The organism is Exiguobacterium sp. SL-9, from assembly GCF_004336985.1.
Classification (GTDB): Bacteria; Bacillota; Bacilli; order Exiguobacteriales; family Exiguobacteriaceae; genus Exiguobacterium.
On record NZ_SJUO01000005.1, the window covers coordinates 154,980 to 178,010 of the forward strand.

The 23,031-nt window shown below is 51.8% G+C and carries 25 protein-coding genes; 8 read left to right on the forward strand and 17 right to left on the reverse strand.

Annotation, left to right across the window (positions count from 1 at the left end; genetic code table 11):
* Window positions 1-39: 39 nt before the first annotated feature.
* The 4 genes from menB to EVJ34_RS13225 are packed head-to-tail and all read right to left on the reverse strand — an operon-like array spanning window position 40 to window position 4,672.
* Window positions 40-864, reverse strand: a complete 825-nt coding sequence (gene menB, locus EVJ34_RS13210) for a 1,4-dihydroxy-2-naphthoyl-CoA synthase (RefSeq protein ID WP_131437778.1) — start codon at window positions 862-864, stop codon at window positions 40-42.
* A complete protein-coding gene (locus EVJ34_RS13215; protein ID WP_131485938.1) occupies window positions 865-1,641 on the reverse strand; it encodes an alpha/beta fold hydrolase in 777 nt (258 codons plus the stop codon).
* Window positions 1,641-3,290 carry a 2-succinyl-5-enolpyruvyl-6-hydroxy-3-cyclohexene-1-carboxylic-acid synthase gene (menD, locus tag EVJ34_RS13220; protein WP_131485910.1) on the reverse strand — a complete coding sequence of 550 codons (1,650 nt, stop codon included), beginning with the start codon at window positions 3,288-3,290 and terminating at the stop codon, window positions 1,641-1,643. The genes EVJ34_RS13215 and menD overlap by 1 nt, the downstream gene beginning before the upstream one ends.
* Entirely contained in the window at window positions 3,287-4,672 is a 1,386-nt protein-coding gene (locus tag EVJ34_RS13225) for an isochorismate synthase (protein ID WP_131437782.1), read from the reverse strand. Before EVJ34_RS13225 ends, menD begins: the two co-directional genes overlap by 4 nt.
* Window positions 4,673-4,838: 166 nt before the next feature.
* Between EVJ34_RS13225 and EVJ34_RS13230 the strand changes: the two genes are divergently transcribed.
* Window positions 4,839-5,738, forward strand: a complete 900-nt coding sequence (locus EVJ34_RS13230) for a 1,4-dihydroxy-2-naphthoate polyprenyltransferase (RefSeq protein WP_131485911.1) — start codon at window positions 4,839-4,841, stop codon at window positions 5,736-5,738.
* A gap of 19 nt (window positions 5,739-5,757) precedes the next feature.
* The gene (locus EVJ34_RS13235; protein ID WP_131437785.1) at window positions 5,758-6,309 is read left to right on the forward strand and encodes a beta-class carbonic anhydrase; all 552 of its coding nucleotides are present in this window, start codon (window positions 5,758-5,760) and stop codon (window positions 6,307-6,309) included.
* A gap of 41 nt (window positions 6,310-6,350) precedes the next feature.
* Here the strand turns inward: EVJ34_RS13235 and EVJ34_RS13240 are convergent, their stop codons facing one another.
* The 4 genes from EVJ34_RS13240 to EVJ34_RS13255 all read right to left on the reverse strand — a co-directional run bounded on the left by EVJ34_RS13240 (window position 6,351) and on the right by EVJ34_RS13255 (window position 10,824).
* The gene (locus EVJ34_RS13240) at window positions 6,351-7,298 is read right to left on the reverse strand and encodes a YihY/virulence factor BrkB family protein (RefSeq protein ID WP_131485912.1); all 948 of its coding nucleotides are present in this window, start codon (window positions 7,296-7,298) and stop codon (window positions 6,351-6,353) included.
* A gap of 68 nt (window positions 7,299-7,366) precedes the next feature.
* Window positions 7,367-7,804 (reverse strand): NUDIX domain-containing protein, encoded by a 438-nt coding sequence (locus tag EVJ34_RS13245; protein WP_236634629.1) that lies wholly within the window; start codon window positions 7,802-7,804, stop codon window positions 7,367-7,369.
* Window positions 7,805-7,870: 66 nt separating this feature from the next.
* On the reverse strand, window positions 7,871-8,797 hold the full coding sequence (locus tag EVJ34_RS13250; protein WP_131437790.1) for a carbohydrate kinase family protein: 927 nt from the start codon (window positions 8,795-8,797) through the stop codon (window positions 7,871-7,873).
* Window positions 8,798-8,916: 119 nt separating this feature from the next.
* Window positions 8,917-10,824 (reverse strand): heavy metal translocating P-type ATPase, encoded by a 1,908-nt coding sequence (locus EVJ34_RS13255; RefSeq protein WP_131485913.1) that lies wholly within the window; start codon window positions 10,822-10,824, stop codon window positions 8,917-8,919.
* 199 nt (window positions 10,825-11,023) lie between these two features.
* On the opposite strand from EVJ34_RS13255, the gene EVJ34_RS13260 reads away from it, so the two are divergent.
* Both EVJ34_RS13260 and EVJ34_RS13265 read left to right on the forward strand, forming a co-directional pair.
* Entirely contained in the window at window positions 11,024-11,959 is a 936-nt protein-coding gene (locus EVJ34_RS13260; RefSeq protein WP_131437794.1) for a DMT family transporter, read from the forward strand.
* A gap of 137 nt (window positions 11,960-12,096) precedes the next feature.
* The gene (locus tag EVJ34_RS13265) at window positions 12,097-12,399 is read left to right on the forward strand and encodes a hypothetical protein (RefSeq protein WP_131437796.1); all 303 of its coding nucleotides are present in this window, start codon (window positions 12,097-12,099) and stop codon (window positions 12,397-12,399) included.
* A gap of 38 nt (window positions 12,400-12,437) precedes the next feature.
* On the opposite strand, the gene EVJ34_RS13270 is transcribed toward EVJ34_RS13265, so the two are convergent.
* The 3 genes from EVJ34_RS13270 to yfkAB are packed head-to-tail and all read right to left on the reverse strand — an operon-like array spanning window position 12,438 to window position 14,980.
* Window positions 12,438-13,580: an MFS transporter gene (locus EVJ34_RS13270; RefSeq protein ID WP_131437798.1), complete on the reverse strand. Its 1,143-nt coding sequence runs from the start codon at window positions 13,578-13,580 to the stop codon at window positions 12,438-12,440.
* A gap of 45 nt (window positions 13,581-13,625) precedes the next feature.
* Window positions 13,626-13,820 (reverse strand): hypothetical protein, encoded by a 195-nt coding sequence (locus EVJ34_RS13275; RefSeq protein WP_021067771.1) that lies wholly within the window; start codon window positions 13,818-13,820, stop codon window positions 13,626-13,628.
* Between the two features lie 53 nt (window positions 13,821-13,873).
* Window positions 13,874-14,980 (reverse strand): radical SAM/CxCxxxxC motif protein YfkAB, encoded by a 1,107-nt coding sequence (yfkAB, locus tag EVJ34_RS13280; protein WP_131437800.1) that lies wholly within the window; start codon window positions 14,978-14,980, stop codon window positions 13,874-13,876.
* An 85-nt stretch (window positions 14,981-15,065) separates the two neighbouring features.
* On the opposite strand from yfkAB, the gene EVJ34_RS13285 reads away from it, so the two are divergent.
* From EVJ34_RS13285 to EVJ34_RS13295, 3 genes are all read left to right on the forward strand, one after another.
* Window positions 15,066-15,275, forward strand: a complete 210-nt coding sequence (locus EVJ34_RS13285; protein ID WP_016510454.1) for a hypothetical protein — start codon at window positions 15,066-15,068, stop codon at window positions 15,273-15,275.
* Window positions 15,272-16,648: a 23S rRNA (uracil(1939)-C(5))-methyltransferase RlmD gene (gene rlmD / locus EVJ34_RS13290; protein WP_131485914.1), complete on the forward strand. Its 1,377-nt coding sequence runs from the start codon at window positions 15,272-15,274 to the stop codon at window positions 16,646-16,648. Before EVJ34_RS13285 ends, rlmD begins: the two co-directional genes overlap by 4 nt.
* Window positions 16,649-16,743: 95 nt before the next feature.
* A complete protein-coding gene (locus tag EVJ34_RS13295; protein WP_131437804.1) occupies window positions 16,744-17,151 on the forward strand; it encodes a cytidine deaminase in 408 nt (135 codons plus the stop codon).
* Window positions 17,152-17,183: 32 nt separating this feature from the next.
* On the opposite strand, the gene EVJ34_RS13300 is transcribed toward EVJ34_RS13295, so the two are convergent.
* A complete protein-coding gene (locus EVJ34_RS13300) occupies window positions 17,184-17,393 on the reverse strand; it encodes a hypothetical protein (protein WP_131437806.1) in 210 nt (69 codons plus the stop codon).
* Between the two features lie 126 nt (window positions 17,394-17,519).
* Here EVJ34_RS13300 and EVJ34_RS13305 point away from each other — a divergent pair, with 126 nt between their 5' ends.
* On the forward strand, window positions 17,520-17,807 hold the full coding sequence (locus EVJ34_RS13305) for a hypothetical protein (protein ID WP_034781013.1): 288 nt from the start codon (window positions 17,520-17,522) through the stop codon (window positions 17,805-17,807).
* A gap of 28 nt (window positions 17,808-17,835) precedes the next feature.
* Here EVJ34_RS13305 and EVJ34_RS13310 read toward each other — a convergent pair whose 3' ends face one another.
* From EVJ34_RS13310 to EVJ34_RS13330, 5 genes are all read right to left on the reverse strand, one after another.
* The gene (locus tag EVJ34_RS13310; RefSeq protein WP_131485915.1) at window positions 17,836-19,221 is read right to left on the reverse strand and encodes a sensor histidine kinase; all 1,386 of its coding nucleotides are present in this window, start codon (window positions 19,219-19,221) and stop codon (window positions 17,836-17,838) included.
* A complete protein-coding gene (locus EVJ34_RS13315) occupies window positions 19,218-19,907 on the reverse strand; it encodes a response regulator transcription factor (RefSeq protein WP_021067764.1) in 690 nt (229 codons plus the stop codon). Before EVJ34_RS13315 ends, EVJ34_RS13310 begins: the two co-directional genes overlap by 4 nt.
* A gap of 169 nt (window positions 19,908-20,076) precedes the next feature.
* The gene (locus EVJ34_RS13320) at window positions 20,077-20,643 is read right to left on the reverse strand and encodes a GNAT family N-acetyltransferase (RefSeq protein ID WP_021067763.1); all 567 of its coding nucleotides are present in this window, start codon (window positions 20,641-20,643) and stop codon (window positions 20,077-20,079) included.
* A gap of 201 nt (window positions 20,644-20,844) precedes the next feature.
* Window positions 20,845-21,996 (reverse strand): amidohydrolase, encoded by a 1,152-nt coding sequence (locus EVJ34_RS13325; RefSeq protein ID WP_131437810.1) that lies wholly within the window; start codon window positions 21,994-21,996, stop codon window positions 20,845-20,847.
* A 13-nt stretch (window positions 21,997-22,009) separates the two neighbouring features.
* The gene (locus tag EVJ34_RS13330; protein ID WP_131437812.1) at window positions 22,010-22,918 is read right to left on the reverse strand and encodes a TIGR01777 family oxidoreductase; all 909 of its coding nucleotides are present in this window, start codon (window positions 22,916-22,918) and stop codon (window positions 22,010-22,012) included.
* Window positions 22,919-23,031 lie beyond the last annotated feature (113 nt).

The window sequence follows — 23,031 nt, forward strand, 5'->3', positions numbered from 1 at the left end:
TCCAAAAAAAGAGTAGCGAAGTCGCTACTCTTTGTCGATTTACGGGAAACGTGGGAACTGACCGAAGTCTGGATCGCGTTTTTCTTTGAAAGCGTCGCGTCCTTCTTTCGCTTCGTCTGTCGTGTAGTAGAGAAGTGTCGCATCTCCTGCCAGCTGTTGAAGACCTGCGAGTCCGTCCGTATCGGCGTTCATCGCTGCTTTCAAGAAGCGAAGAGCCGTTGGAGAGTGTTGCAAGATCTCTTGGCACCATTGGATCGTCTCGGCTTCAAGTTGGTCGAGTGGAACGACTGTGTTGACGAGTCCCATCTCAAGCGCTTGCTGGGCGTCATATTGACGGCAAAGGTACCAGATTTCACGAGCTTTCTTGTGGCCGATGATGCGAGCCAAGTAACCTGAACCATAGCCGGCATCGAACGATCCCACTTTTGGTCCAGTTTGACCGAAACGGGCATTGTCGGCTGCAATCGTCAAGTCACAGACGACGTGCAAGACGTGTCCGCCCCCGATGGCGTAACCTGCCACCATGGCGATGACCGGTTTCGGGATGACACGGATCAAACGTTGAAGGTCAAGGACGTTCAAGCGCGGGATTTCGTCGTCACCGACGTAGCCGCCGTGGCCGCGTACTTTTTGGTCGCCGCCTGAGCAGAAGGCTTGTTCGCCTTCACCTGTTAAGATGATGACGCCGACTTCTTTATCGTCACGAGCGCGAGCGAACGCGTCGATGAGCTCGTTGACCGTGAGCGGACGGAACGCGTTCCGTACTTCCGGACGGTTGATGGTGATTTTGGCGATGCCGTTCCACTTCTCGTACTTGATATCTTCGTACGTACGGACCGATGTCCAGTTTGCTACTGATTCCATTTAAATTCCCCCTAAAATCAATTTCTCTATCATTGTACCAAATTGTTGGGCATTCTCGATATGTGGAGCATGGGATGCGTCCGAAATTTCATGAATTACAATATCGGGACGGATCGACTGCATATTCCGCGCGATTTGTTGAAACTTCACATCGTGCTCCCCGACGATCAAATCGGTGCGAGGTAAACGATTTAGTAATGGCCAAAGCGACGGCATGCTCCCAGTCCCGATGGCGCGAAGACTGTCCGCGAGAGCGGCCGGATGTTGGGCCAGCCGCTCGGGCCGAAGGGCGCGGCGCATTGCATCTGTCTGATGCCAAAGCGGGAGTTGTTCCCATCGCTCAACGAACGCCTCGATGCCATTCTGTTCAATAAATGTCGCAAGGCTCTCGTCTTGAAGCCGTCGTTCGCGGCGTTCGGTCGCCGAGTCGAGTCCAGGTGTCGTGCTGATCCCGATGAAGTGGGCAACCCGATCATCATAGATAGCGAGCGTCATGCCGATCCGACCGCCGAGCGAGTAGCCGACGACCGTCCACGGACCGTCGTACCTGTCGAGAAGTACCGATAAATCTTTAATCTGTTGACTCATCTTGACGCGTTCGACCGCTTGCTGCGCGGTGCCGCCATGTTGCAATAGCGACGGGGCGACGAGCCGGACCGGCAACTCGGGGAAGTTGGAAATCCATTCTCCACTACCGGTGAACCCGTGTAGAATCAACACGGGACGGCCGCTGCCGCGTTCGAGCACCTCATAGGAGACACCACGTAACGAACGCATCACGACTCGTTCTCCGTCGTCAAACGGTCCGTGAGCGAAGCGGTCCAACGACGATGCTCGGCCACGTTTCGAGCACGATCAGACGGAAACTCGATCAGTTGAACGCCTGCTTCAATCGCGGCTGTGACATCTTCCGGCCGCTCGAGCAAGCGATAGCTGAGTCCGTATGTCTCAGCGAACCCACGTAAGTTCAAGTGGAGCGGTGTCCCGAATAAATCTTCGAACATTTGCGGTGCGATTGAGGCTTGCGGCAAGAAAGAGAAGATACCGCCCCCGTCGTTATTGACGACGACAATGGAGAACGAGCCTGGATGTGATTTGACGAGTTGTAAGGCGTTACTGTCGTGATAGAACGCCAAGTCGCCAATCAAGAGCGCGGACCGGTCTGTATCGTAACAGGCGCCGAGTGCACTTGAGATAATCCCGTCAATCCCGTTCGCCCCACGGTTGGCGAGGACGTCAGTTGATTGACCGGCTGAAAGCGTCGTATCGATATCGCGAATTGGCATACTATTGCTAACGAAGATGCGTTCAAGACGAGACGCCAGCAAATGACGCGTCAATGCGCTTTCTCCGCTCAAGCCAGGTTTTGCCGACTCGGCGACGCGCTCGAGCAACGCGAAACAGTCGAATAGGTCGGCGTCATACGTTTGAGCGATGGTGGCTACGTAGTCGGTCGCATCGCCGTACACGACGATGGCGCGGTTCGACGGGTCCCGGAATGATCCGGGTTGTTCGATCAAGACGCACGGGACGTCTTGAAGCCACTGGTTCAGCCGTTTTGAGACGGGTGCGGCCCCGAACCGGACGACTGCGTCAAGCGCCCATTCCGCTCGATGCTCACTCGCGAGCCACGCGTCATAGTTCGTCAAGACGTGGTCGAACCGTCTCATCCCGCTCAATGGATCGGCGAAGACCGGGATGTGGTGGGCCAGTGCAGACGCATAAATGTCTTCAAGCCATGCCAGTGGTGTTCCCGGGCCGACGACGAAGGCGAGACGATTGACATCGATCTCGTGTTTGAACCGTTCCAAGTCGAGGCCTGTCGGTTTGAGATAAGTCGGTTCAGCCAGCTTTGTTTTACCGTTCAAGAGTTCCGTCAAGCGCTCGATATCCGGCAACAACGGCTCACGGAACGGAATGTTCACATGGACCGGACCGAACGGCGTATGCATGCTCGCTTGGACGAGGCGGGCGACGGTTTGTTCCATGTAGCGTTGGCTAGCGGCTTCTGGAACGGGCAGGTCGATGCTCGCTTTCACATGCTCACCGTACAGTCGGACTTGGTCGATCGCTTGAGGCGCACCGACGTTCCGGAGTTCATGCGGCCGATCGGTCGTCAACACGACGAGCGGTAGTTGCGAGATATTCGCCTCGGCCACCGCCGAAAAATAGTTGGTCGCAGCGGTGCCACTCGTGCAGACGAGCGCGACCGGACGGAGCGATGATTGTGAACGCGTCAACCCGAGGGCGAAAAAGGCGGCCGACCGTTCGTCGACGATGATATGGTGTCGGACGCTCGGGTGAAGGTAGGCGGCCATGGCGAGCGGTGTCGAACGCGAACCGGGACTGATCACGACGTCCTCGATTCCTTGTTCGACGAGCCGATTCATCAGACCGGCGACCCACTCCGTTAACGTTTCATTCATGCTTGATGGCCTCCTGCGCGTGCTTTGTCTAATCCGAGTGCTTGCTTGATTGGACTGAGCTTGATTTCCGTCTCGGCGAGCTCTGCGTCGAGTTCAGACTCTTGGACGATTCCACAGCCTGCGTATAACGCCACGAATTGATGGTGGACGAGAGCGGACCGGATGGAGACGACGAACTCGCCTTCACCGTCCGTGTTTAGCCACCCGAACGGTGATCCGTACCAGCCGCGATCGAATCGTTCAATTTCACGCAACAAGCGGACGGACGCCCGTTTCGGCGATCCACCGAGTGCCGGTGTCGGGTGGAGCGATTCGATAATCGATAGCAAGGACGCGTTCGTGTCGAGTGTCGCTTGAATCGGCGTGTGCAGATGGAACACCGAGCGGTTCTCTAAAATGCGCGGCGACTCCGGCGCTTTGATGGTAGCGGCGTAAGGCGTGAGGGCGTTTTTAATATCCTTCACGACGATTTGGTGCTCCTCTAGATTTTTAGTGTCGTGCAGCAACGTCTGTTTGGCTATCTCCGATTCGATTTCTGTGTCCGGTCGTTTGATCGTCCCGGCGATGGCGGCCGTTTCAATATAAGGTCCTTGTTTTTTGACGAGTCGTTCGGGTGTCGCCCCGAAAAATCCGATCTCTCGTTTCGGTTGATATAAAAAGACGTAACTGCCCGTTTGATTCTCTGACAAATGGCGTAGCGTCGTCGCGAACGGGAACGCTTCTTCCGATGTCTGATAAATCTCTTCACGGGCGATGACGATTTTCTCGACTCGCTCTTCGGTGATACTCAGTTTGGCTTGTTGGAAGCTCGACTTGAAATGGTCGACGCCATCTTTGACTTGCGAGTATGTCGGTGTCTGTTCATCGGGCGCGTGTAGCGCGTTGAACTGGGCGAGTTGATCGGCCAATTGAATCAAATATTGTTCGACCGAACGTTTGGCGGAGACGAGCGTTGAAACGGTCAACGTGTGCTTGTCGCCCGAGCGGCGATATAAAAATTTTGGCACGACCAACGACGCCTCTCCGAACGCTTCCCACATGTTTTTTTGAGGGCGGACGAATGTGTCGAACGAGAAGCCTGAGAATGCGTAAATGACCGCGTCGACGTCTCGGCGGTGTAGGCTCCAATCGTACTGTAGACGTTGGAAACGTTCCGGACCAGAAGCCGTCAACACGAGCGCATCGGAACATCCGAGCATCTCGAGGGAACGGTCGGGTGTCGAAAAATAGTAGTGTGACGTTTCGGTGTTTTGAATAATATGAAACGCGTCGAACGAAGGGATTTCCCACGTGTACGAGGCAAGTACCGGTCGTTGCCAAGCACGTGCCCGTTTATGGGCTTGCTCGATTCGTTGTTTAATGTGTGTTTGAGTATCTGGCATGAAAGAAAAGCCTCCTCAATCCAATGGAATTCTCATTCTTTAGTGTATCATGACTTTACGACAGAACTGGCCGTCAAATGCTCGAGAAAGTGAAGGTAGCCGTCCGAGCGGCGGGCATTGACAGTTTTTTTCAAAGAGACGTAAACTAACGAAGGGAGGGAAGTGCATGAAGCAGAGAGAGAAAGGTGCGTATTGGCGCATGATTCGCCCGCATACATTGACAGCGAGCTTCATACCGGTGCTGTTAGGGACGTTCATCGTCCTCGGGCAAGTCGAGTTGAAATGGGGATTATTCTTGGCAATGCTCATCGCCTCGATTTTGATTCAAATCGCGACGAATTTATTCAATGAGTATTATGATTATAAGCGAGGTCTTGACCATGAAGGGTCGATTGGAATCGGTGGCTCGATTGTACGCGACGGATTCACACCCGGGCAGGTGCTCGGAATCGCCCTCGGGATGTATGGAGTAGCGGCCGTGCTCGGTCTTTACATTGCGGCTTCGACAAGCTGGCATTTGATTTGGATCGGTGTGCTGTCGATGGTCGTCGGATTTCTGTATACGGGTGGCCCGTTACCAATCGCCTATACGCCGTTCGGCGAGCTCGTCGCCGGCTTATTCATGGGTTATATCATCATCGGGATTTCCGGATATATTCAAATCGGAACGGTGACGACGGAATTGTTGCTCGTCTCGTTCCCGATGGCGCTCTTGATTGGAGCCATCTTGCTCGCGAACAACATTCGTGATTTGGATAATGATAAAGTGAACGGACGCAAAACGATCGCCTGTCTCGTCGGACATCGTCGTGCCGTCCTCGTCTTAGCCGGATTCTTTATCGCGGCGTTGATTGGTATCATCGTCGCCGTATTCGGGTTTGGCGTGACGCCTTGGGTACTGTTGTCGCTGTTCACGGTTCCGATCATGGTCCGGGCGGTGAAGCGCTTCTGGGTCAAACGTGAACCGGCTGAACTCATGCCGGCGATGGCGATGACCGCAAAAGTGAACACATTGTTCGGCGCGTGGATGGTCATCGGATTAATCGTCGCGCGGTTGATCGCGTGAACAAAAAGGAGGGAAACGCATGTCAGTCGTTCAAGAAATGCTAGCATTCAATGAAAAATTCGTAACAGAGAAACAATATGAGCAATTCGTCTCGGACAAGTTTCCCGATAAGAAAATCGTCATTTTAACGTGTATGGATACTCGTTTGACGGCATTGTTGCCTCAAGCCCTCGGTCTAAAAAACGGGGATGCTAAAATCATAAAAAATGCGGGAGCCGTATTGTCACATCCGTTCGGATCGGTCATGCGTTCCATCCTCGTCGCGTTATACGCGCTCGGAGCCGAAGAGGTCATCGTCATCGGTCATTATGATTGCGGCATGGCGGCAATCGACCCGAACGCGGTCATCGCGGAAATGGAACGTCGTGGCATTGAGCCGCAGACACTCCACACGCTTAAATCGTCAGGAATGGACTTAGAAAAGTGGTTGCACGGGTTTGACTCGGTCGAAGCGAACGTCATCAACTCGGTCAGCCTCGTCAAAAACCATCCGCTCTTACCGCCGGGCACGAACGTCCACGGGTTTGTGATTGACCCTGCGACTGGACGTCTCGATACCGTCGGAGCATAACGTAAAAGGCGCCCTCTTTCGAAGAGGCCGCCTTTTGGTCGTCATCCGTATGTGTTGACGGGAATATCCTTATAGTCGTCTTCGTCCGAATCATTTGATTTGGACTTTTTGTTTTTCTTATAGTTTTTCTCGTACTCGCGCTCGCTCGGCGTTTTGAAGAACCGCTGCCACGTGGCGTTGATCTCTGACCCGATTAAAATGATCATCCCGGTCAGTTGGAGCCAAAGCAATGTGACGATGATCCCTCCGAGTGAGCCGTACGTCGAATCGTAGTTGCCGAAGTTCGAGACGTACAGGCTGAAACCGAGTGAGACAAGCTGCCAAGCGATGACGCCGAAGATGGCGCCAGGAACGGTACTCTTCCAAAATACGTGTTGTTGTGGTGCGATTTTATAGAAAACCGACAGCGTGATAATCAAGATGACTGTCGTCAACACGTACCGGAACAGGTTGATGAGAATAACCTCTGCACCTGAAATTGGAATGTAGCGCGAAATAAATTCGATGATTTGTGAACCGAACACGTTCGAGACGATGAGCAATAACATGCCAACGCCGAGTAATAACGTCAATCCGAGGGCGATGCCTTTGCTGACGAAGAAGTTGCGTTCATTGTCCTCTCCGTATGCGTGAATCGACATATTAATCAACCGTTCAACGCCTTTAGCTGCTGACCAAATCGCTAAAATCGCACCAATCGAGAGGAGTCCACCGCGAGGTTCACCGATGGCGTCAAAGATACCGGTCAAAAATTCCGTCGCGGCCGCTCCTGGCGCCAAGTTGTTCAACTGTTCTTGGAACGATGCCTGCGAAATGTCGAAGAACGACAGCAACGCGAGAATGAAGATGATACCCGGGAAAATCGATAAGAACCAAAAAAAAGCGAGTGTCGCGCCGTAATCTTGAACATCATGTTCTTTGAAACGACGAAGCAACTCTTTCCCGAAGGCGAACCAATTCTTTTTTTCTTTCACTTCTGTAGTATCCATACGTGTGCCTCCTGAATGTTATCGTTAGAAACTTTCTTTCCCGAAATGTCGGGAGGCTACACATGAAATCAGTCTTCCGCCAGCGTTTTATTGAAAAAACGCTCAGCCTCATTTGACAATAAATCAGCGAGTGACGGTGGTCGTACCGGCAGGTGGCTGAGCGCGCTGCGTTTCACCCACATGGGCGTATACGAGCCGTTCGTTTGCTCTGCTTGAAACTCTTCACCTGTCCCGGTCCCGAATTCACCGCCGGTCACACGGGCCCAGTAGTATGGGTTCAGTTCTCCGTTGAAGGCAACGTGAGCGGCCACGCCTTCAAGTTCGACGTGGACGCCGAGCTCTTCAAACGCTTCACGGACGGCCGTTTCTTCGGCCGTATGGCCGAATTCGACACCGCCGCCTGGGAACACGTAATACAAAAGGTTATCTTTCTCGCGGCGAATGAGCGCGACTTCATCATGTTCATTCACGAGGATGATGGCACTGCGTAATTTCGTTCTGACCAATGGAATCGTTCCTTTCGATTTCGTATCGTGAACAAAACGCATCGACTCGCGGCCGATGCGTTCTGGTCAATCTGTTGCGGGTTGTTCGAGTGAGGCATACATATCAGGTGTCAGCCCGTTATCGTGTGAGGCGATGACTTTCCCGGCGACGCGCATCCCGAGTCGGAGCGCATCTTCAATCGGATGACGTTTCATCAACTCAGAGATGACAGCGGAGAAGAATGAGTCACCGGCACCGGTCGAGTCGGCGACTTTTACTTTCGTCGTCGGGACGTGACCTTGTTCGTTCGTTCGTAAGTCGACATAGACAGCACCGAGTTCACTCATTGTAACGATTGTGAGCGGGGCTCCTTTCATCGCGAGCACTTCGGCGACGCGTAACGCGTCGTCGACTGTGACGATGGACATGTCAGATAAAATCTCTGCTTCTTCACGACTACAAATGAAGCCAGTAAAACCTTGGAGCAAATGACGGTTTCGTTCGATCACCGACAGATGACCGCACACACCATAAAGCGGAAGCTTCATCTCGCGGCACAGTTCAATTGTCTCGTTCAACACGTTGACTGATAAGTCGAGGTCAATCGCGACTGCCTGACTTTCAGCAAACACCGTATCGATGCGACGGAGGATACATTCTTCCATCATCGCTTCGTCCGGTTGCTTCGAGATTGACGTTTGCAGGTCGCCATTGTTATCCATGACGGCAAGCCACATGCCCATCCCGTTATCGTCGAGTAAATCGACGTGATCGACATTGACGTTCAGACCGCGGAGCTCCTCGAGGACGCCCATCCCGATCTGGTCATTCGTCACGGTCGACACGAAACGGACATCATTCCCGAGAACGCCTAAGTTTTGAGCGACGTTTCGGCCAGTCCCACCGTTCGAGAACGCGATGTCACCGACGTTCTTGGCATCTTTATGAAGCGGGGCGAACGAGGTTCCTTTAATATCGACAAACACCTTGCCGATTACTGCAATCGTATTCATACACTGTACCACCTTTAGCCAATCTTCCTATCAGTTCCGGTCTAATTAGACACATTGTTTCTATTATAGCGAAACCGCGAACGGCTTTCAACGACGGTTTCGCTAGATGTCGATTTTTGTCACTCCCACGACGAGCTGAGCAAGCGGAGGCCGTTCAAAATGACGAGAATGGTCGAACCTTCATGGCCGACAACCGCGAACGGCATGACGAGCAATTCAAAGATGTTCGTCGCAATCAACACGAGAATGACACCTAAGGCGAACACGACGTTTTGGAGGACGACGCGATTCAATTTACGGGACTGTTTGATGGCGGAGCTCAATCGGCGAAGGTCGTTTTTCATTAAGACGACGTCGGCCGTCTCGAGAGCGGCATCGGTACCTTCACCCATTGCGATTCCGACATCGGCTGTCGCGAGGGCAGGTGCGTCGTTGATGCCGTCGCCGATCATCCCGATGCTACCGTACTCTTGTTTTAATCGTTTAACCTGTTCAACCTTGTCTTCCGGAAGACATTCAGCGATATAACGGGTCAACCCGGCCTCAGAGGCGATGGCACGTGCGGTTGCCTCGTTATCGCCTGTGATCATGATGGTCGCGATACCGAGATGGTTGAGGCGTTCAATCGCTTGTTTGGCTTCAGGGCGTAGTGTGTCGCGGAGCGCGAACGCTCCGATTGTCTGCTCTTCATCGCTGACGAACACGAGTGTATGGCCAGCTGCTTTTAAACGTTCGACATCGTCGCGGAAGAAGTCTCCGCTCTGATCAGCGAACTTTTGTTTGCCGACCCGATAGGCGACACCGTCAATCGTTGCCTCAATCCCGGACCCGGTCACGTCTTTGAAGCGTTCCATCGTGCCTGTATAAGTGCCTGTGAACTGGACGAGCGCTTCGGCGAGCGGGTGCATCGAATGTTCTTCAATCAAGCTGACGATGCGATAGAGGTGTTCTTTGTCCACATCTGGATGGATCAATGCCGATTGGACTTCTGGTTTACCAATGGTGAGCGTACCGGTCTTATCGAAGGCGATCGCTTTCAAGCGCCCCATGTTCTCGATATGGACGCCACCTTTGAATAAAATGCCGTGCTTGGCGGATGAAGCGATGGCAGCGAGTGCGGCCGGGGTGATGGCTGCGACGAGTGCACAAGGCGATGCGACGACGAGCAAAATCATACCACGATAAATACTCGTCTCAAGCGACCACGATGTCAAAACGGGACCGAGCAAGATGATCGCCGTGACGGATGCAAGTACGACTTGGACATAACGCCCTTCGTAGCGGTCGATGAATTGAGCGGACGGTGATTTTTCTTCTTGGGCTTGCTGCACCATTTGAATGATTTTCTGAAACAATGTTTCCGTCGCAAGTTTCGTCACTTCTAGCGTCAAGACGCCGTTCAAGTTGACACTAGAACCGTACACCTCGTCGCCGACATTGCGATCGACCGGAATCGATTCGCCGGTGATGGCTGCTTCCTCAATCGAGGCGCTACCGCTCAAAATACGGCCGTCAACCGGGATGCGTTCGCCCGGTCTAACATAAATGTGATCCCCGACGCGAAGGTCGTCGATATGGACGACTTCGAGTCCGCCAGAGGCGTTCAACCGTGTTGCTTGTTCAGGTTGCAATTCCATCAATGACTCGAGGGCGCGTTCGTTTTTGTTCATCGTGTACGTCTCGAGCGCACCGGATAAAGCGAAGATGAAGATGAGGATGGCCCCCTCCATCCAATAGCCGATGGCGGCAGCGCCGATTGCGGCGATAATCATGAGCAATTCGACGTTTAATGAGCGGGTTTCCCACGTATCCGTTAGCCCTTCCTTCGCTTTGGCGTATCCGCCGATTAAGAAAGCGGTCAAATAGAGGGTGACGTAGAGCCCGGGAGCTCCGTCTTGTCTTTCCGCGATATATGCGAGTACAATCAATACACCACTGATGAGCGCCATGATGAGCTCGATATGTTCAATCCAGTTGGCCCGTTTGAAAACGTGGCTTTTTTCATGTGTGACGGTCGATGTGTTCATGTGAGCACCTCTTTCTAATTGAGAATATATATCATTTAAATGATAATGATTGAGGATGATTATCATTATCTATTGTTGATTTGATAGGATTTAAACCTATTTTCAAGGCAACTCCTTATTTATAATGATTATCATGTAAGTTCATTTTAACACCAAATGTAATCACTCACAAACTAAAAGATTAAGGAGTTTTTGTGTCATGCAGAATGTATTTCAACGCCCTTGGACGGTCACGTTCCTAGCGCTATTCAACACGTTTTTATGGGGGAGCGCGTTCCCATTCATTAAATTGAGCTATGAAGCGCTTGAAATCCAAGAACATGAATACGGACAGCAGTTGTTTTTCGCCGGCGAACGTTTTTTATTGGCCGGTCTGCTCTTACTCGTCATCAGCCGCCTCGTCTTTAAACGGCCGATTCGATTAAACGCTGAAAAACTGAAGGCGTATGCACATTTAGGAGCTTTTTTGACGTTCTTACAATACTTGTTCTTTTATATCGGGCTTTCCATCTCGACCGGGGTACAAGGCTCGATTATCGCGGGATCGACATCGTTCTTCCAAATGGCGCTCGCTCATTTTCGTTATGAGGATGACCGTCTCAATCGGTTGAAAGGGATCGCCCTCACACTTGGTTTTTCAGGCATCGTCATCGCCAACTGGCCGACGGCACACGCGGAGATAGGGTTTGGGATTGGTGAGATTCTGCTCATTATGGCGATGATCTCAGGAGCGTTTGGGAATTTGATCGCCAAAGATTATTCCCGTAGCCATGACGTCGCGCCGATGACTGCTTGGGCGATGGTGTTCGGTTCAATTGGTTTACTCGTCGTCGGCTATGTGCTCGCGCCAGGAGACGTGTTGCTTCCTTACACAGTGACGACACTCTTCTTCTTGTTGTACCTCGCGCTCTTGTCTGCGATCGGGTTTACGTTATGGAACACACTCATGAAATATAATCCGGTCAGTCGCGTATCACTCTATATGTTCTTTGTTCCCTTGTTCGGCGTCGTCTTATCGAGCGTTTTGCTCGGAGAAACGATTCCGTGGAACGCGCTCGTCGGGTTGCTGTTCGTCATCGCGGGCATTTATCTCTCCACTTATTTTCAAGGGAAAGCAAGCCGGTCGGCCCGCTAACGAATCAACGTCGAGGCACAGTTGACGGAATTTTGTTCCCATGGCAAAATATATTAAAAATTCTGAATTCTTTCAGTTGAAATCGGTCTTCGTTGTAAAGACTTGCGTGCGAATCTGATTGAAAGGAGGGTTATGCCATGGCAAGAAATCCGATTGTCCGACACATACTCATCTCGCGCCAGCCGCGTGACGAGTACGTCAAATACGTGATGAAGTGCGTGAGTCGCGGATTGAAGGAGCACCATGAGCAAGTGGACGCGCGTGCCATGCGGCAAGGCGATGATATTCAGACGAAGTGGCAAATCAATGATCGTATCATTGAAGTCACACTCAAGTCTGACGTATTGGCCTCGCTTGAAACGGAACCGTTCGCGCTCGATGAAGTGTTCATGCGCGCATTTGAACGGAACGATGTCAGGCTTGGTCCAGTGAAAGAATGATACGAAAAAGGGTGGATCTCCAAGGAGACCCACCCTTTTTAGACGTCAATCGGTTTGGCTTTCGCCGTGAACAAACTGACGGCCAAAATTCCGAGAATGAGTGTGTACATCAAGAAATACACTTCTTTCGGTAACGCGATCCAAAATGCACCAATCATCGGACCGCTAATTGAACCGACGCTAAACGAGATGCTATAGAGCATATTGCCGGTTGGTAACAGAGAGCGCGGTAATACTTCCGTCATGTGGGCCAGTCCGAGTGAATACGTCGAGCCGAGCCCGGCACCTGCTAAGGCGAACAGGACAAGGAGCCAGGCGTAATGGTCGACGGCGAGGTTGGCGATGGCGAAGACGAGCGTGCCGAGCGTCAACACGATTTGCAGGATCCGTTTCTTCCCGAAGTGATCGGCGAGGCGGCCGAGCGGTAACTGCACGACAATCGAGGCGACGATGAACGTCGTGATCAGCGTGCTCGTCTGGGTGAGTCCGATGTCGTTTCGGACCGTGAAAATCGGCAAGTTCGCATTCAAACTCGCCTCGAGGAATCCGTATGTAAAGGCGGGCAAGAGCGTATAGCCGCCACCGATGAGGACAAGACGAATCCGTCCTTTTGAATCGGTCTTCACTTTCTCGGCTTCCGGGTATTCGTTGTCGACCTTGAAGATCAAAAATAACGATGCGAGACAGAAAACGATCAAAACGAGGAACGGTAACCAAAAATGTAAATCAACGAGCGGGGCGATGAGCGGACCGACCGCAAAACCGAGGCTGAACGCCATGCCGTAATACGCCATCGCCCGGCCGAGGCTCCGCTTATCGCTCGCGGACGTGACCCACACTTGTGAACCATAGTGGAGCGCCGAATCACCGAAACCGATCACAAAACGCATGAGTGCCCACATGAGGAGCGACGGCCAGAGCGGCAAGAAGAACGTAGCGAGTGCCGTCAACACGATCCCGAGGACGATGGTCGGCCGGAACCCGTACTTGCGGACAAATCGTTCAAGCAGGGGCGCGGAGACGATGACGCCGAGATAGAGCATCGTCGCATTCAATCCGTTCAACCAGGCCGGATTGCCGTCACGCTCGATCAAGGTCGATAATAACGGGATCAGAGCCCCTTGAATCAAACCAGAAATAAAGACGACAAGTAATAAAATCGAAAATCGAAATCGTTGCATAGTGCACCTCATCATTCATTGCATAGTAAAAAGCTGAGAAAGGTCTCAGCTTTTTGGCTCGTCAATCGGTTGGGGTACATGGTTCAAGTGTAAGAGTTCATCATCCCAACTGCCTTGACTAAATACTTCATCACGGTCTACTTTGTCTGAAACGAATGCGGCTGTCAATAAGATGCTGAGCACACCACCGAAAATGATGATGGCCATGACGGTAATCATGAATACATAGATGGCTGTCATCTTCAAACACCTCGATTCAGTTTATATACTGAACATTTCCCGAATCGAAACAATTAAAACGGCTCGGCTACGCGTTCTCGGAAGTTTACGTTCGGATAGTACGCTTGTTTGACGAGCGCATTCGGACCGAGACACTTGACGGCTGGGCAGTGGCACGACAGCGTGGCGTTCAAGCTGCTATTGGACCACGTGTCGTACGCCTCTTGAAACGATGTATCGTACAGTGTTCCGAGCGTGCCGAGTTCATCTCCAAAGTCGGTGACAATGATCTGGCCATCAAAAATATTTGTGTTGAGACGTGAGCGGCCATCCGGGTCGTTCCGCACGGTCACGTTTTTCGCCTCGTGGAGCCGTTTTAATAAAGCACGGTCTTCCGGCAAGTCGGAGCAAGCATAAAACGGCAACGTCCCGAACAGCATCCAAACGTTCTCATCACGGACGTCGAGCAGGTCGTGGATGGCCTGACGGGTGTCCGGTAGCGACGCTGACTCGAGCGCACTTGCGAAGTCGGCGGGGTACATCGGGTGCACTTCATGGCGCTGACAGCCGAGGGTGACGATTTCTTCATGAATTTCTTTCAAGTGCGGAATCGTCCGCTTATTAATCATCGTCTCAGCCGATACGATGATGCCTTCGGCAGTGAGTGCCCGCGCGTTATCTTTCATCGTCTGGAGCATCTTCAAACGTGCCTCCGCGCTCGGTTTCCGGTCCATCATCGCGAAACCGCCCTCTAAGAAATCAGCGTCCGTCCCCCAGTTATGCGAAATGTGCAAAACGTCGAGGTAAGGGGTAATAAGATGGTAGCGAGAGAGTGGGAGGGTCAAGTTCGAGTTGATTTGTGTCCGGGCGCCGCGCTCTTTCGCATAACGAAGCAATGGGACGACGTAGTTCCGTACCGACTTCATCGATAACATCGGTTCGCCGCCCGTAATCGAGAACGCGCGCAAATGCTCGATCTCATCAAGGCGCGAAATCAATAGGTCGAGCGGGACTTCAGGTTCTTCCGTCTGATCAAGCATATAGCCGACCGCGCAATGTTCGCAGCGCATATTGCATAGCTTGGTCGTCGTCACTTCGACGTTCGAAAGGACGAGGCGACCGAACTCAGTTTGATCGAGGTAAGCTTCCCATGGATCAAACGTTGTCGAGATGTTTTGCATATCAATTCCACCTTTTCATCAAGTCACACGAAATAGTATGCTATAATAACAACTCTTTGTCACGAACCAAAGGAGCGATCACGAGATGGGTAAATCACGAACAGATACGGCAGGAAAAATGAATGTGTTAAAATCGAGAACGGAATTACTGTGCTTATCAGTCAATACGTTGGACGAATTTACGACGCCAGAGGATTTGCATCGATTGTTAGCTGATATTGATTCCTTACGTGCGAAAGTCGTACGTTACGCCAAAGATTTAGAACAAGTATCTCGAAAGGATGAAACACATTGAAACTGATCGTAGGAGAATACACTAGCGCCCAAGCCGAACGGCTAGGCATAAACGGAGAGGGCATCGCGACGATTGATCGGATGGTCATCTTCATCCCGAACTTATTACCAGGTGAGAAGGCGAAAGTCGAGATCACACGCGTCGAGCGGAACTACGCTGAGGCCCGCGTCATCAAGCGGGACAACGACTCGCCGGAACGGGTCAAGCCGCCATGTCCGATTTATGATGAGTGCGGCGGCTGCCAAATTCAGCATATGAGTCCGCGCCTGCAGATGGACTATAAAGAAGAAATCGTCCGTAACGCCTTCCGTCAAAAGACAAAATTGAACGTCGACAAGTCGGATATCCGTGGTACAAAAGGAATGGACAATCCTTGGTACTACCGCAATAAGTCACAGTTCCCACTCTCGACACGACGTGGCGAGATCGTGTCAGGGCTCTACAAGCCGAACACGAATGAGCTCGTACCGATTGAACACTGCATGGTGCAACAACGGGACACGACGAACATCAACAACGCCATCGTCCGCATTTTGAACGAACTCGACATCCCGGTATACGATGCGCGTCGTGACGTCGGCTTCGCCCGTACCGTCATCGTCCGCTCAGGTTACAAGACAGACGATGTACAAGTCGTGCTTGTCGTTGGGAATGAAGACGTGCCACGTTTAGACGAATTGAGCGATCGGATCATGGCGTTACCGAACGTCGTGTCGTTCCATATCAATATCAACTCGAACCGTTCGGGTGTCATCTTCGGTTACCGCACGGTCCACATTGCCGGGCAAGACAAGATGGATGAACAACTTGATGACGTTCATTATCATTTGTCGCCACGTGCGTTCTTCCAGCTCAATCCGGCCCAGACGGAAATTATGTATCGTGAAGTCGTCGAGGCGGCAGGGCTCACGGGCGAAGAGCGCGTCATTGATGCGTACGCCGGTGTCGGTTCGATCGGGCTATGGCTCGCCCCGCACGCGAAAGAGATTCGCGGGATGGAAGTCGTCCCGGAAGCAGTCGAAGATGCAAATGCGCACATGCGTGAGAACGGCTTCAACCATGCGACTTATGTCGAAGGGCGGGCCGAACATTGGATTCCGCGCTGGGTGAAGGACGGTTGGATTCCAGACGTCATCGTCGTCGATCCACCGCGCACAGGAGTAGATCATCAACTGTTAAACGCGATGATCTCATCGAAAGCGAAACGGATCGTCTACGTATCTTGTAATCCACAGACGCTCGCACGTGACGCGGATCAACTCATGAAAGCTGACTATAAGATCAACTATATCCAGCCGTATGATATGTTCCCACAGACGGCGCACGTCGAGTCAATCGTCGTCTTCGAGAAGAAGAAAAAGAAAAAGTATTGACGGGGTTGTGAAACCGCTTGCAAAATAGCGGTTTTCACGCTATAGTTCAGATGTCAGACTTCTTTAATAAACGTTAAGAAGCGGAGGAACATCAGATGATCCCACAAGAAAAAGTGAACGAGCTCGTCCATAAAGCAATTGATGCGCAATCACGCGCCTATACACCTTATTCGAAGTTCAATGTCGGGGCAGTCGTCATCGATGAGACCGGCAAAGAAATCTCAGGTTGCAACGTCGAGAATGCCTCGTACGGCTTGTCGATGTGCGCTGAACGGACCGCCATCTTTAAAGCGGTATCGGAAGGCAGCAAGTCGATTGAGACGGTCGTCGTCGTCGGTGATACGGACGGACCAATCTCGCCATGCGGGGCCTGTCGTCAAGTCATCGCCGAGTTTGCGAGTGACAACTTTACGTTGATTCTCGCGAATATGGCGGGGGACACGAAAGTGATGACGAAAGAAGAGATGCTGCCATACGGCTTCTCACCAAAAGATTTAACGTAACGTAAAGATGCGGACGAAATTCGTCCGCATCTTTATTTGTTGCTGTCATATTTTTTCTCGCTGACCGAGTCATCTTTCGAGTGTCGCTTTTGTTTCTCGTCTTTCACTTTCTGATTCAGCTCTTCCACCGGGATTGGGTCGACGGTCTCCATCCCTTCCTGGTCGAAGATGCTCTCTTTGTCCGTATCGACGGCATCTGGGTTGTCGAACGGTCGTTTGGACGGATCTTTTGACTGTTTCATCTTCATCGCCTCCTTGTCTTGACTGTTATTCCACTTCCTGAATGGGTGTAAACGCTTTAGAAAGTTGGTTTCAATTTCCTGGAACAGTGGAATTATCCGTACATAGTGACTAAGGAGGGTATTCGGATGGATAAGAAAGTATTGATGGGAATCGTGCTCGGGGTAGCGGGGGCAGCACTCGTCGCACCGAAAGTAGCGGCGCTCTTGACCCAGGACCGCGATGACGATACATGGAGCAAGATGGACAAGATGGAAAGCGTCGATTCGGATAAGGATGAGGCGGAGGAAGGTCTCACTCAACTGGATTCGAACTATCGGGCCGAGTGGCAAGCGAACGGCTATCCGCAGACACACGCCGAGCGTGAACGTCTCATGAATGAATCGGATGATGCCTACAAAGGGAAAGACATATAAAAAAGACAGCTCGCGTGAGCTGTCTTTTTTATATGTCTTCGTCCGGCAAGAGCGGCAAAGTGAGCGTGACGGTCGTTCCGTTGCCGACTTCTGAAGTGAAGTGCATCGAGCCGCCGTGACGTTCCATAATGTGCTTAGCGATGGCAAGTCCGAGTCCGGTCCCGCCGTCCTCGCGTGTTCGCGACTTATTGACACGATAAAAACGCTTCGTCAATTGATCGAGGTCCTCTTTCGGGATGCCTCGGCCTTCGTCTCGAATCTCGGTGATGGCATTGTCGGCGGTCGCATACGTCTTCACATGGATCGACTTCCCAGCCTCGGTGTAGCGGAGGGCGTTATCGAGCAAATTCCCGACGACTTGCTCGAGCCGGTCGTGGTCCCCGAGAATAATCAAGTCGAAGTCGAGGTCCGTCTCGATGGTGACGCCTTTCGCCCCGGCAATCGGCTCGAAGCGGTATAAGACGTCTTCGAGCACTTGCGAGTAGACGACTGGTTCTTTCGTCATCGGATATGAGTCACGTTCGAGTTGGGCCAAGTCGAGCAAATCGTTGACGAGCCGTTGCAAGCGCTCCGTCTCGTTCTCGATGATCTCGTAATATTGATTTTTCGTTTTCTCGTCGAGCGACGGGTCTTGGAGCATTTCCGTATAGCCGCGAATATACGATAGCGGTGTCCGTAATTCATGGCTGACGTTCGCCAAAAACTCTTTTCGTTGCTCTTCGACGAGACCGAGCGATTCGGCCATCCGGTTCAGCGTCTCGGCGAGTTCGCCAATCTCATCATCGGAATAAATCGGGATGCGGTGCGAGAAATCACCTTTGGCATACACTTGCGACGCTCGTTTCATTTGAATGAGCGGCTGAATGATCGTATCGATGATTTGTGTCCCGAAGATGAGCAAGTTTACAATCATCAAGATAAGCAAGAACGTGATCATGAGCCGGATCGGTTGGAACGGCTCGCTGATTTTACTCAGCTCCATATACAAGATGAGGGCGTTATCGAGCTCACCGTCCCGGATGAGCGGAAAGGCGGACATGAGGATATCGACATCCTCGGTCGGGTGTTTACGGGTGACGGAAATCGCATAGCCGTCTTGTAGCTTGGCGAGATCTTGTTCCCGTAAAAACGTCTTGCCTGATCCGAGGCTGTCTTCTCGGACCGATGAAAGGAACACTTTCGTTTCGGTCAGTTCGTTCGTGTACGTCATACTGTCGGAAAACGCGTCAGAGAAGCCGTCCGCCTTATAGATGGTGACAAGCTTCTCGCCGCGATTGATGAGCAGTTCTTCTTGTGTCTGAATATAGAACTTGTCGTACAAGTAAAACGTCATGATGATGAACACGAACGCGGAGAAAAGGCTAGCGGTCCAGATGGTGATCCAAATCCGCTTCCGGATCGTGTATTGCTTCATACAGTCGCCTCGAACTTGTAGCCGATCCCCCAGACAGTTTGAATATAGCCGCCGGCTTCACCGAGCTTGAGCCGAAGTGTCTTGATGTGCGTGTCGACGGTCCGTAGGTTACCGTGGTACTCCGTCCCCCAAATTTGGTCGAGCAATTGTTCACGTGAGAATACTTTCTCTTCGTTCGTGATGAACAAGTAGAGCAAATCGAACTCTTTGCGGGTCAAGTTGACCGTTTTGCCTTTCACGCTGACCGCGCGGCCATCGATATCAATCGATAGGACACCTGTATCGAACGTCGCTTCTTGTTCTTTCGAGAAGTTATGTGTCCGCCGAAGTGTCGCCTCGATTCGGGCGAGCAGCTCGCGCGGGCTGAACGGCTTCGTGATATAGTCATCCGCACCAATCTTCAAGCCATGAATGCGGTCGAGCTCCTCTGAGCGAGCCGTCAGCATGATGATCGGCACGTTTGAGAACTCACGGATGCGCATGCATGCTGTGAGGCCGTCAAGTTCAGGCATCATCACATCAAGCAGGACGAGGTGGAACGACTGTTCTTTCAATAAGTCGATTGCCTCGAGACCGTTCGTGGCTGTGACGGTCTCATATCCTTCCTTCTCTAAATTCGAAACGAGCAAATCTCGCATTTGTTCTTCATCATCGGTCACTAAGATGCGAAACGTTGGTTCTGACATTGGGCATTCTCCTTTACAAAACGGTTAACGAGGACGTGTGATCATTCCCTCATACCTCTATCATACCTATCTCTCCGAATTAGAACAGAAATATTCATTGACGTAAAGTTGTCCTCATGAAATCCACACAAAAACGCCACAAAAAAGCCAATTCTTTGTCAGAATTGGCTTATGCTTCGAGCTGGGCTTCATAGGTATGGTCGAATTCAGGCGCATGGAGTGAGTGCAAGTAAAGTTGGAAACTCGACTTCGACACTTCATACAGAACGTATTCGACATCCCCTTGATTGATTTCAGTTAATAATTCAGACCGAATCTCATTGGCGCAGAAGGCGTACGGCAATTTTTCTGCCGCCGCGATCGAGCGCTCATTCGATTGACGGATTTTCAAAAATACACTTTCGATGTCAAGTTCGAAGAAAAGTTCGGAGAAGAACGCTTCTTTCGCGACTTGATTGTAACCTTTGCCGTGATACGGTTTGCCAAGCCACGTCCCGAGGAATCCATAGCCGGATTCCACATCGAACAAGCTGATTGTCCCAATCGGGGTACCAAACTCGTTCGTAATGGTGCGTGAGATGATATTTCCTTGCTCTTCTAGCTCGATAATTTGCTTCGTGCTAAATAAAAACTCGTCAAAGTGGACCGTCTTTTGACGGACATATGGAAAGACATCTGGGTGTTGCATCAGTTCGAACAACTCCGCGCAGTCGGTAAGCTCACGAAATTTGAGCACCTTTACATTCCTCCTCCTATTTCAGACCGCTGAAGAATAGTTGTAACGAAAGCATACTTCTGGCTTCGTTGTTCGAACTTGCCTTGGCTGCTCCCTTTTATGAAGTTACAAGATTATTTTATATAGTTTTTTTGAAAAAGCAAGTAAATAAAATGCAACTTCATAAAAAAAAAATAAGAGCGCTTTCAAGACTAGTGTCACTCACATCTCATGGTGCGTTTTTGAACGACTCGTCGAGTAAACGATGTGACCGTCGACGATGGTCATAATCGGCTTGGACATGTAATCGAGCGGGAAGTGGCTCCACAAGACGAGGTCGGCGTCTTTGCCGATCTCGAGCGAGCCGATCCGGTCGTCTACTCCAAGCGATTCGGCCGGATGAATCGTGATGGCACGAAGCGCGATATCGACCGGGAGGCCTTCTCGGGCAGCAAGACCGGCACAAAGGTTCAAATATTGGACCGGTGTGTACGGATGATCCGTCGTGATGGAGACGATCATATCGTGCTCATGCAAGATTCGATATGTCTCCCATGTTTTGTTTTGGAGCTCAATTTTCGACTTGCGTGTGAACGTCGGTCCGACGGTAACGTGTTTGACACCGAGTTCACGCAACTTTTCAGCGACGAGATGTCCTTCCGTACAATGTTCGATCCGATAGTCGAGGTCGAACTCTTGTGCGAAGCGGACGACTGATAAAATATCGTCGGCGCGGTGGGCGTGGACGCGAATCGGCATCTTGCGATCGAGGGCGAGTTGAATCATCTGGCTACCGAACGTGCCAATCGTCTTCGTCGAGTCGACGGTCCGGAACGCTTCACGCAACAACCCCATGATGCCCATACGGGTCAACTCACCGGATTTCCCCATACTGTGGACACGCTTCGGGTTTTCTCCGAGGGCGAGCTTGAGACCTGCATAACGACGGAGCACCATGTCCTCGATGAAACGGCCATGGGTTTTAATGACACTTGTCACCCCGCCGATGACGTTCATACTGCCGGGCATGACTTGAACGGCCGTGACTCCGGCCATGAGCGCTTCTTGAAATCCTTCATCGAGCGGATAGACGCCGTCGATGGCCCGGGCGTGTGGCGTCATCGCCTCGACGGTCTCGTTCGCATCGTTCCCGACGGAGCCCGTCCCTTCGTCATACAGTCCGAGGTGAGTGTGGGCGTCGATGAAGCCGGGGAACAAGAAATTGCCCTCGGCCTCGATGACCGTCTCTCCGTCGAGTGGGTCCAACAAATCCGCCATCTCGACGATTTTGCCGTCCTTGACGCGGAGGTCCCCATAAAAGTGTGGGGCAGTGATCGGATAAATATGGGCGTTACGAATTAACAAATTACTCACGTGCTGGCTCCTTTCAAGTCAAATGAAGTAGTTGTTTCAAAGCGGGTTCTAACGTTTCATAACGGAAGCGGAAACCGTGGTTGAGCGCTTTCGTCGGAACGACTTTGGCTCCCTCGAGGACGATGACACTCTTCTCTCCAAGCGCGAGCTTCAGGAGCGGTGCCGGGGCAGGTGCCCAATGCGGGCGATGCATGATCCGGGCGAGTGTTTTTCCGAACTCGTCCATCGTGACGGGCGTCGGTGCCGTCCCGTTAACAGGTCCCTCAATCGAATGCGTATCAATCACGTGAACGAACAACCGGACGAGGTCGTCCAAATGAATCCATGGTACCCATTGCTTGCCAGAGCCGAGTCGTCCACCGACACCGAACGTGTATGGCAGTTTCATGAGTGGGAAGGCACCGCCATCATTCGATAAGACGACGCCGGTCCGCATCGTGACGAGACGGATGCCCATGTCTTGAACGGGTTTCGCCTCGTTCTCCCACAAGACACAGACGTTACCTAAGAAGTTGGTCCGGTCCGGGAGTGGGGTCGTCTCCGAATACGTGATGGAGCGGTCTTCTCCGTAAATCCCAATCGCGGACCCGCTGATGACGACGTTTGGCTTGCGCTTCATATTTTTAATGATCCGGATGACTTCTTTCGTCCCATCGATCCGGCTTTGAAGAATGGCTTGTTTCTGTTTATGTGTCCAACGACCATCGTTGATCGAAGCACCAGCCAAATGAATGAATGCGTCGACATCTTGAAGGTCGGACTCAGGATGACTGTCTGGCGTCATCCATTCGACGAACGAGATCCCTCCTTGCCGCGGACGCGGGCGGCGTGTCAAGACGACGACTTGATGTCCGGCTTCGGCGAGTGCGCGAACGAGCGGCCGGCCGATCAATCCAGTGCCACCGGTGATTGCTATTTTCATGGGTCTCCCTCCAATATCCTTTAAGCGATTTCAAAACGGGTATGAGGACTATAAGAATAACTAGTACAGATAATACCCCTTCTTCTAACTTATCAAAAATCCTGCTCGAAAGG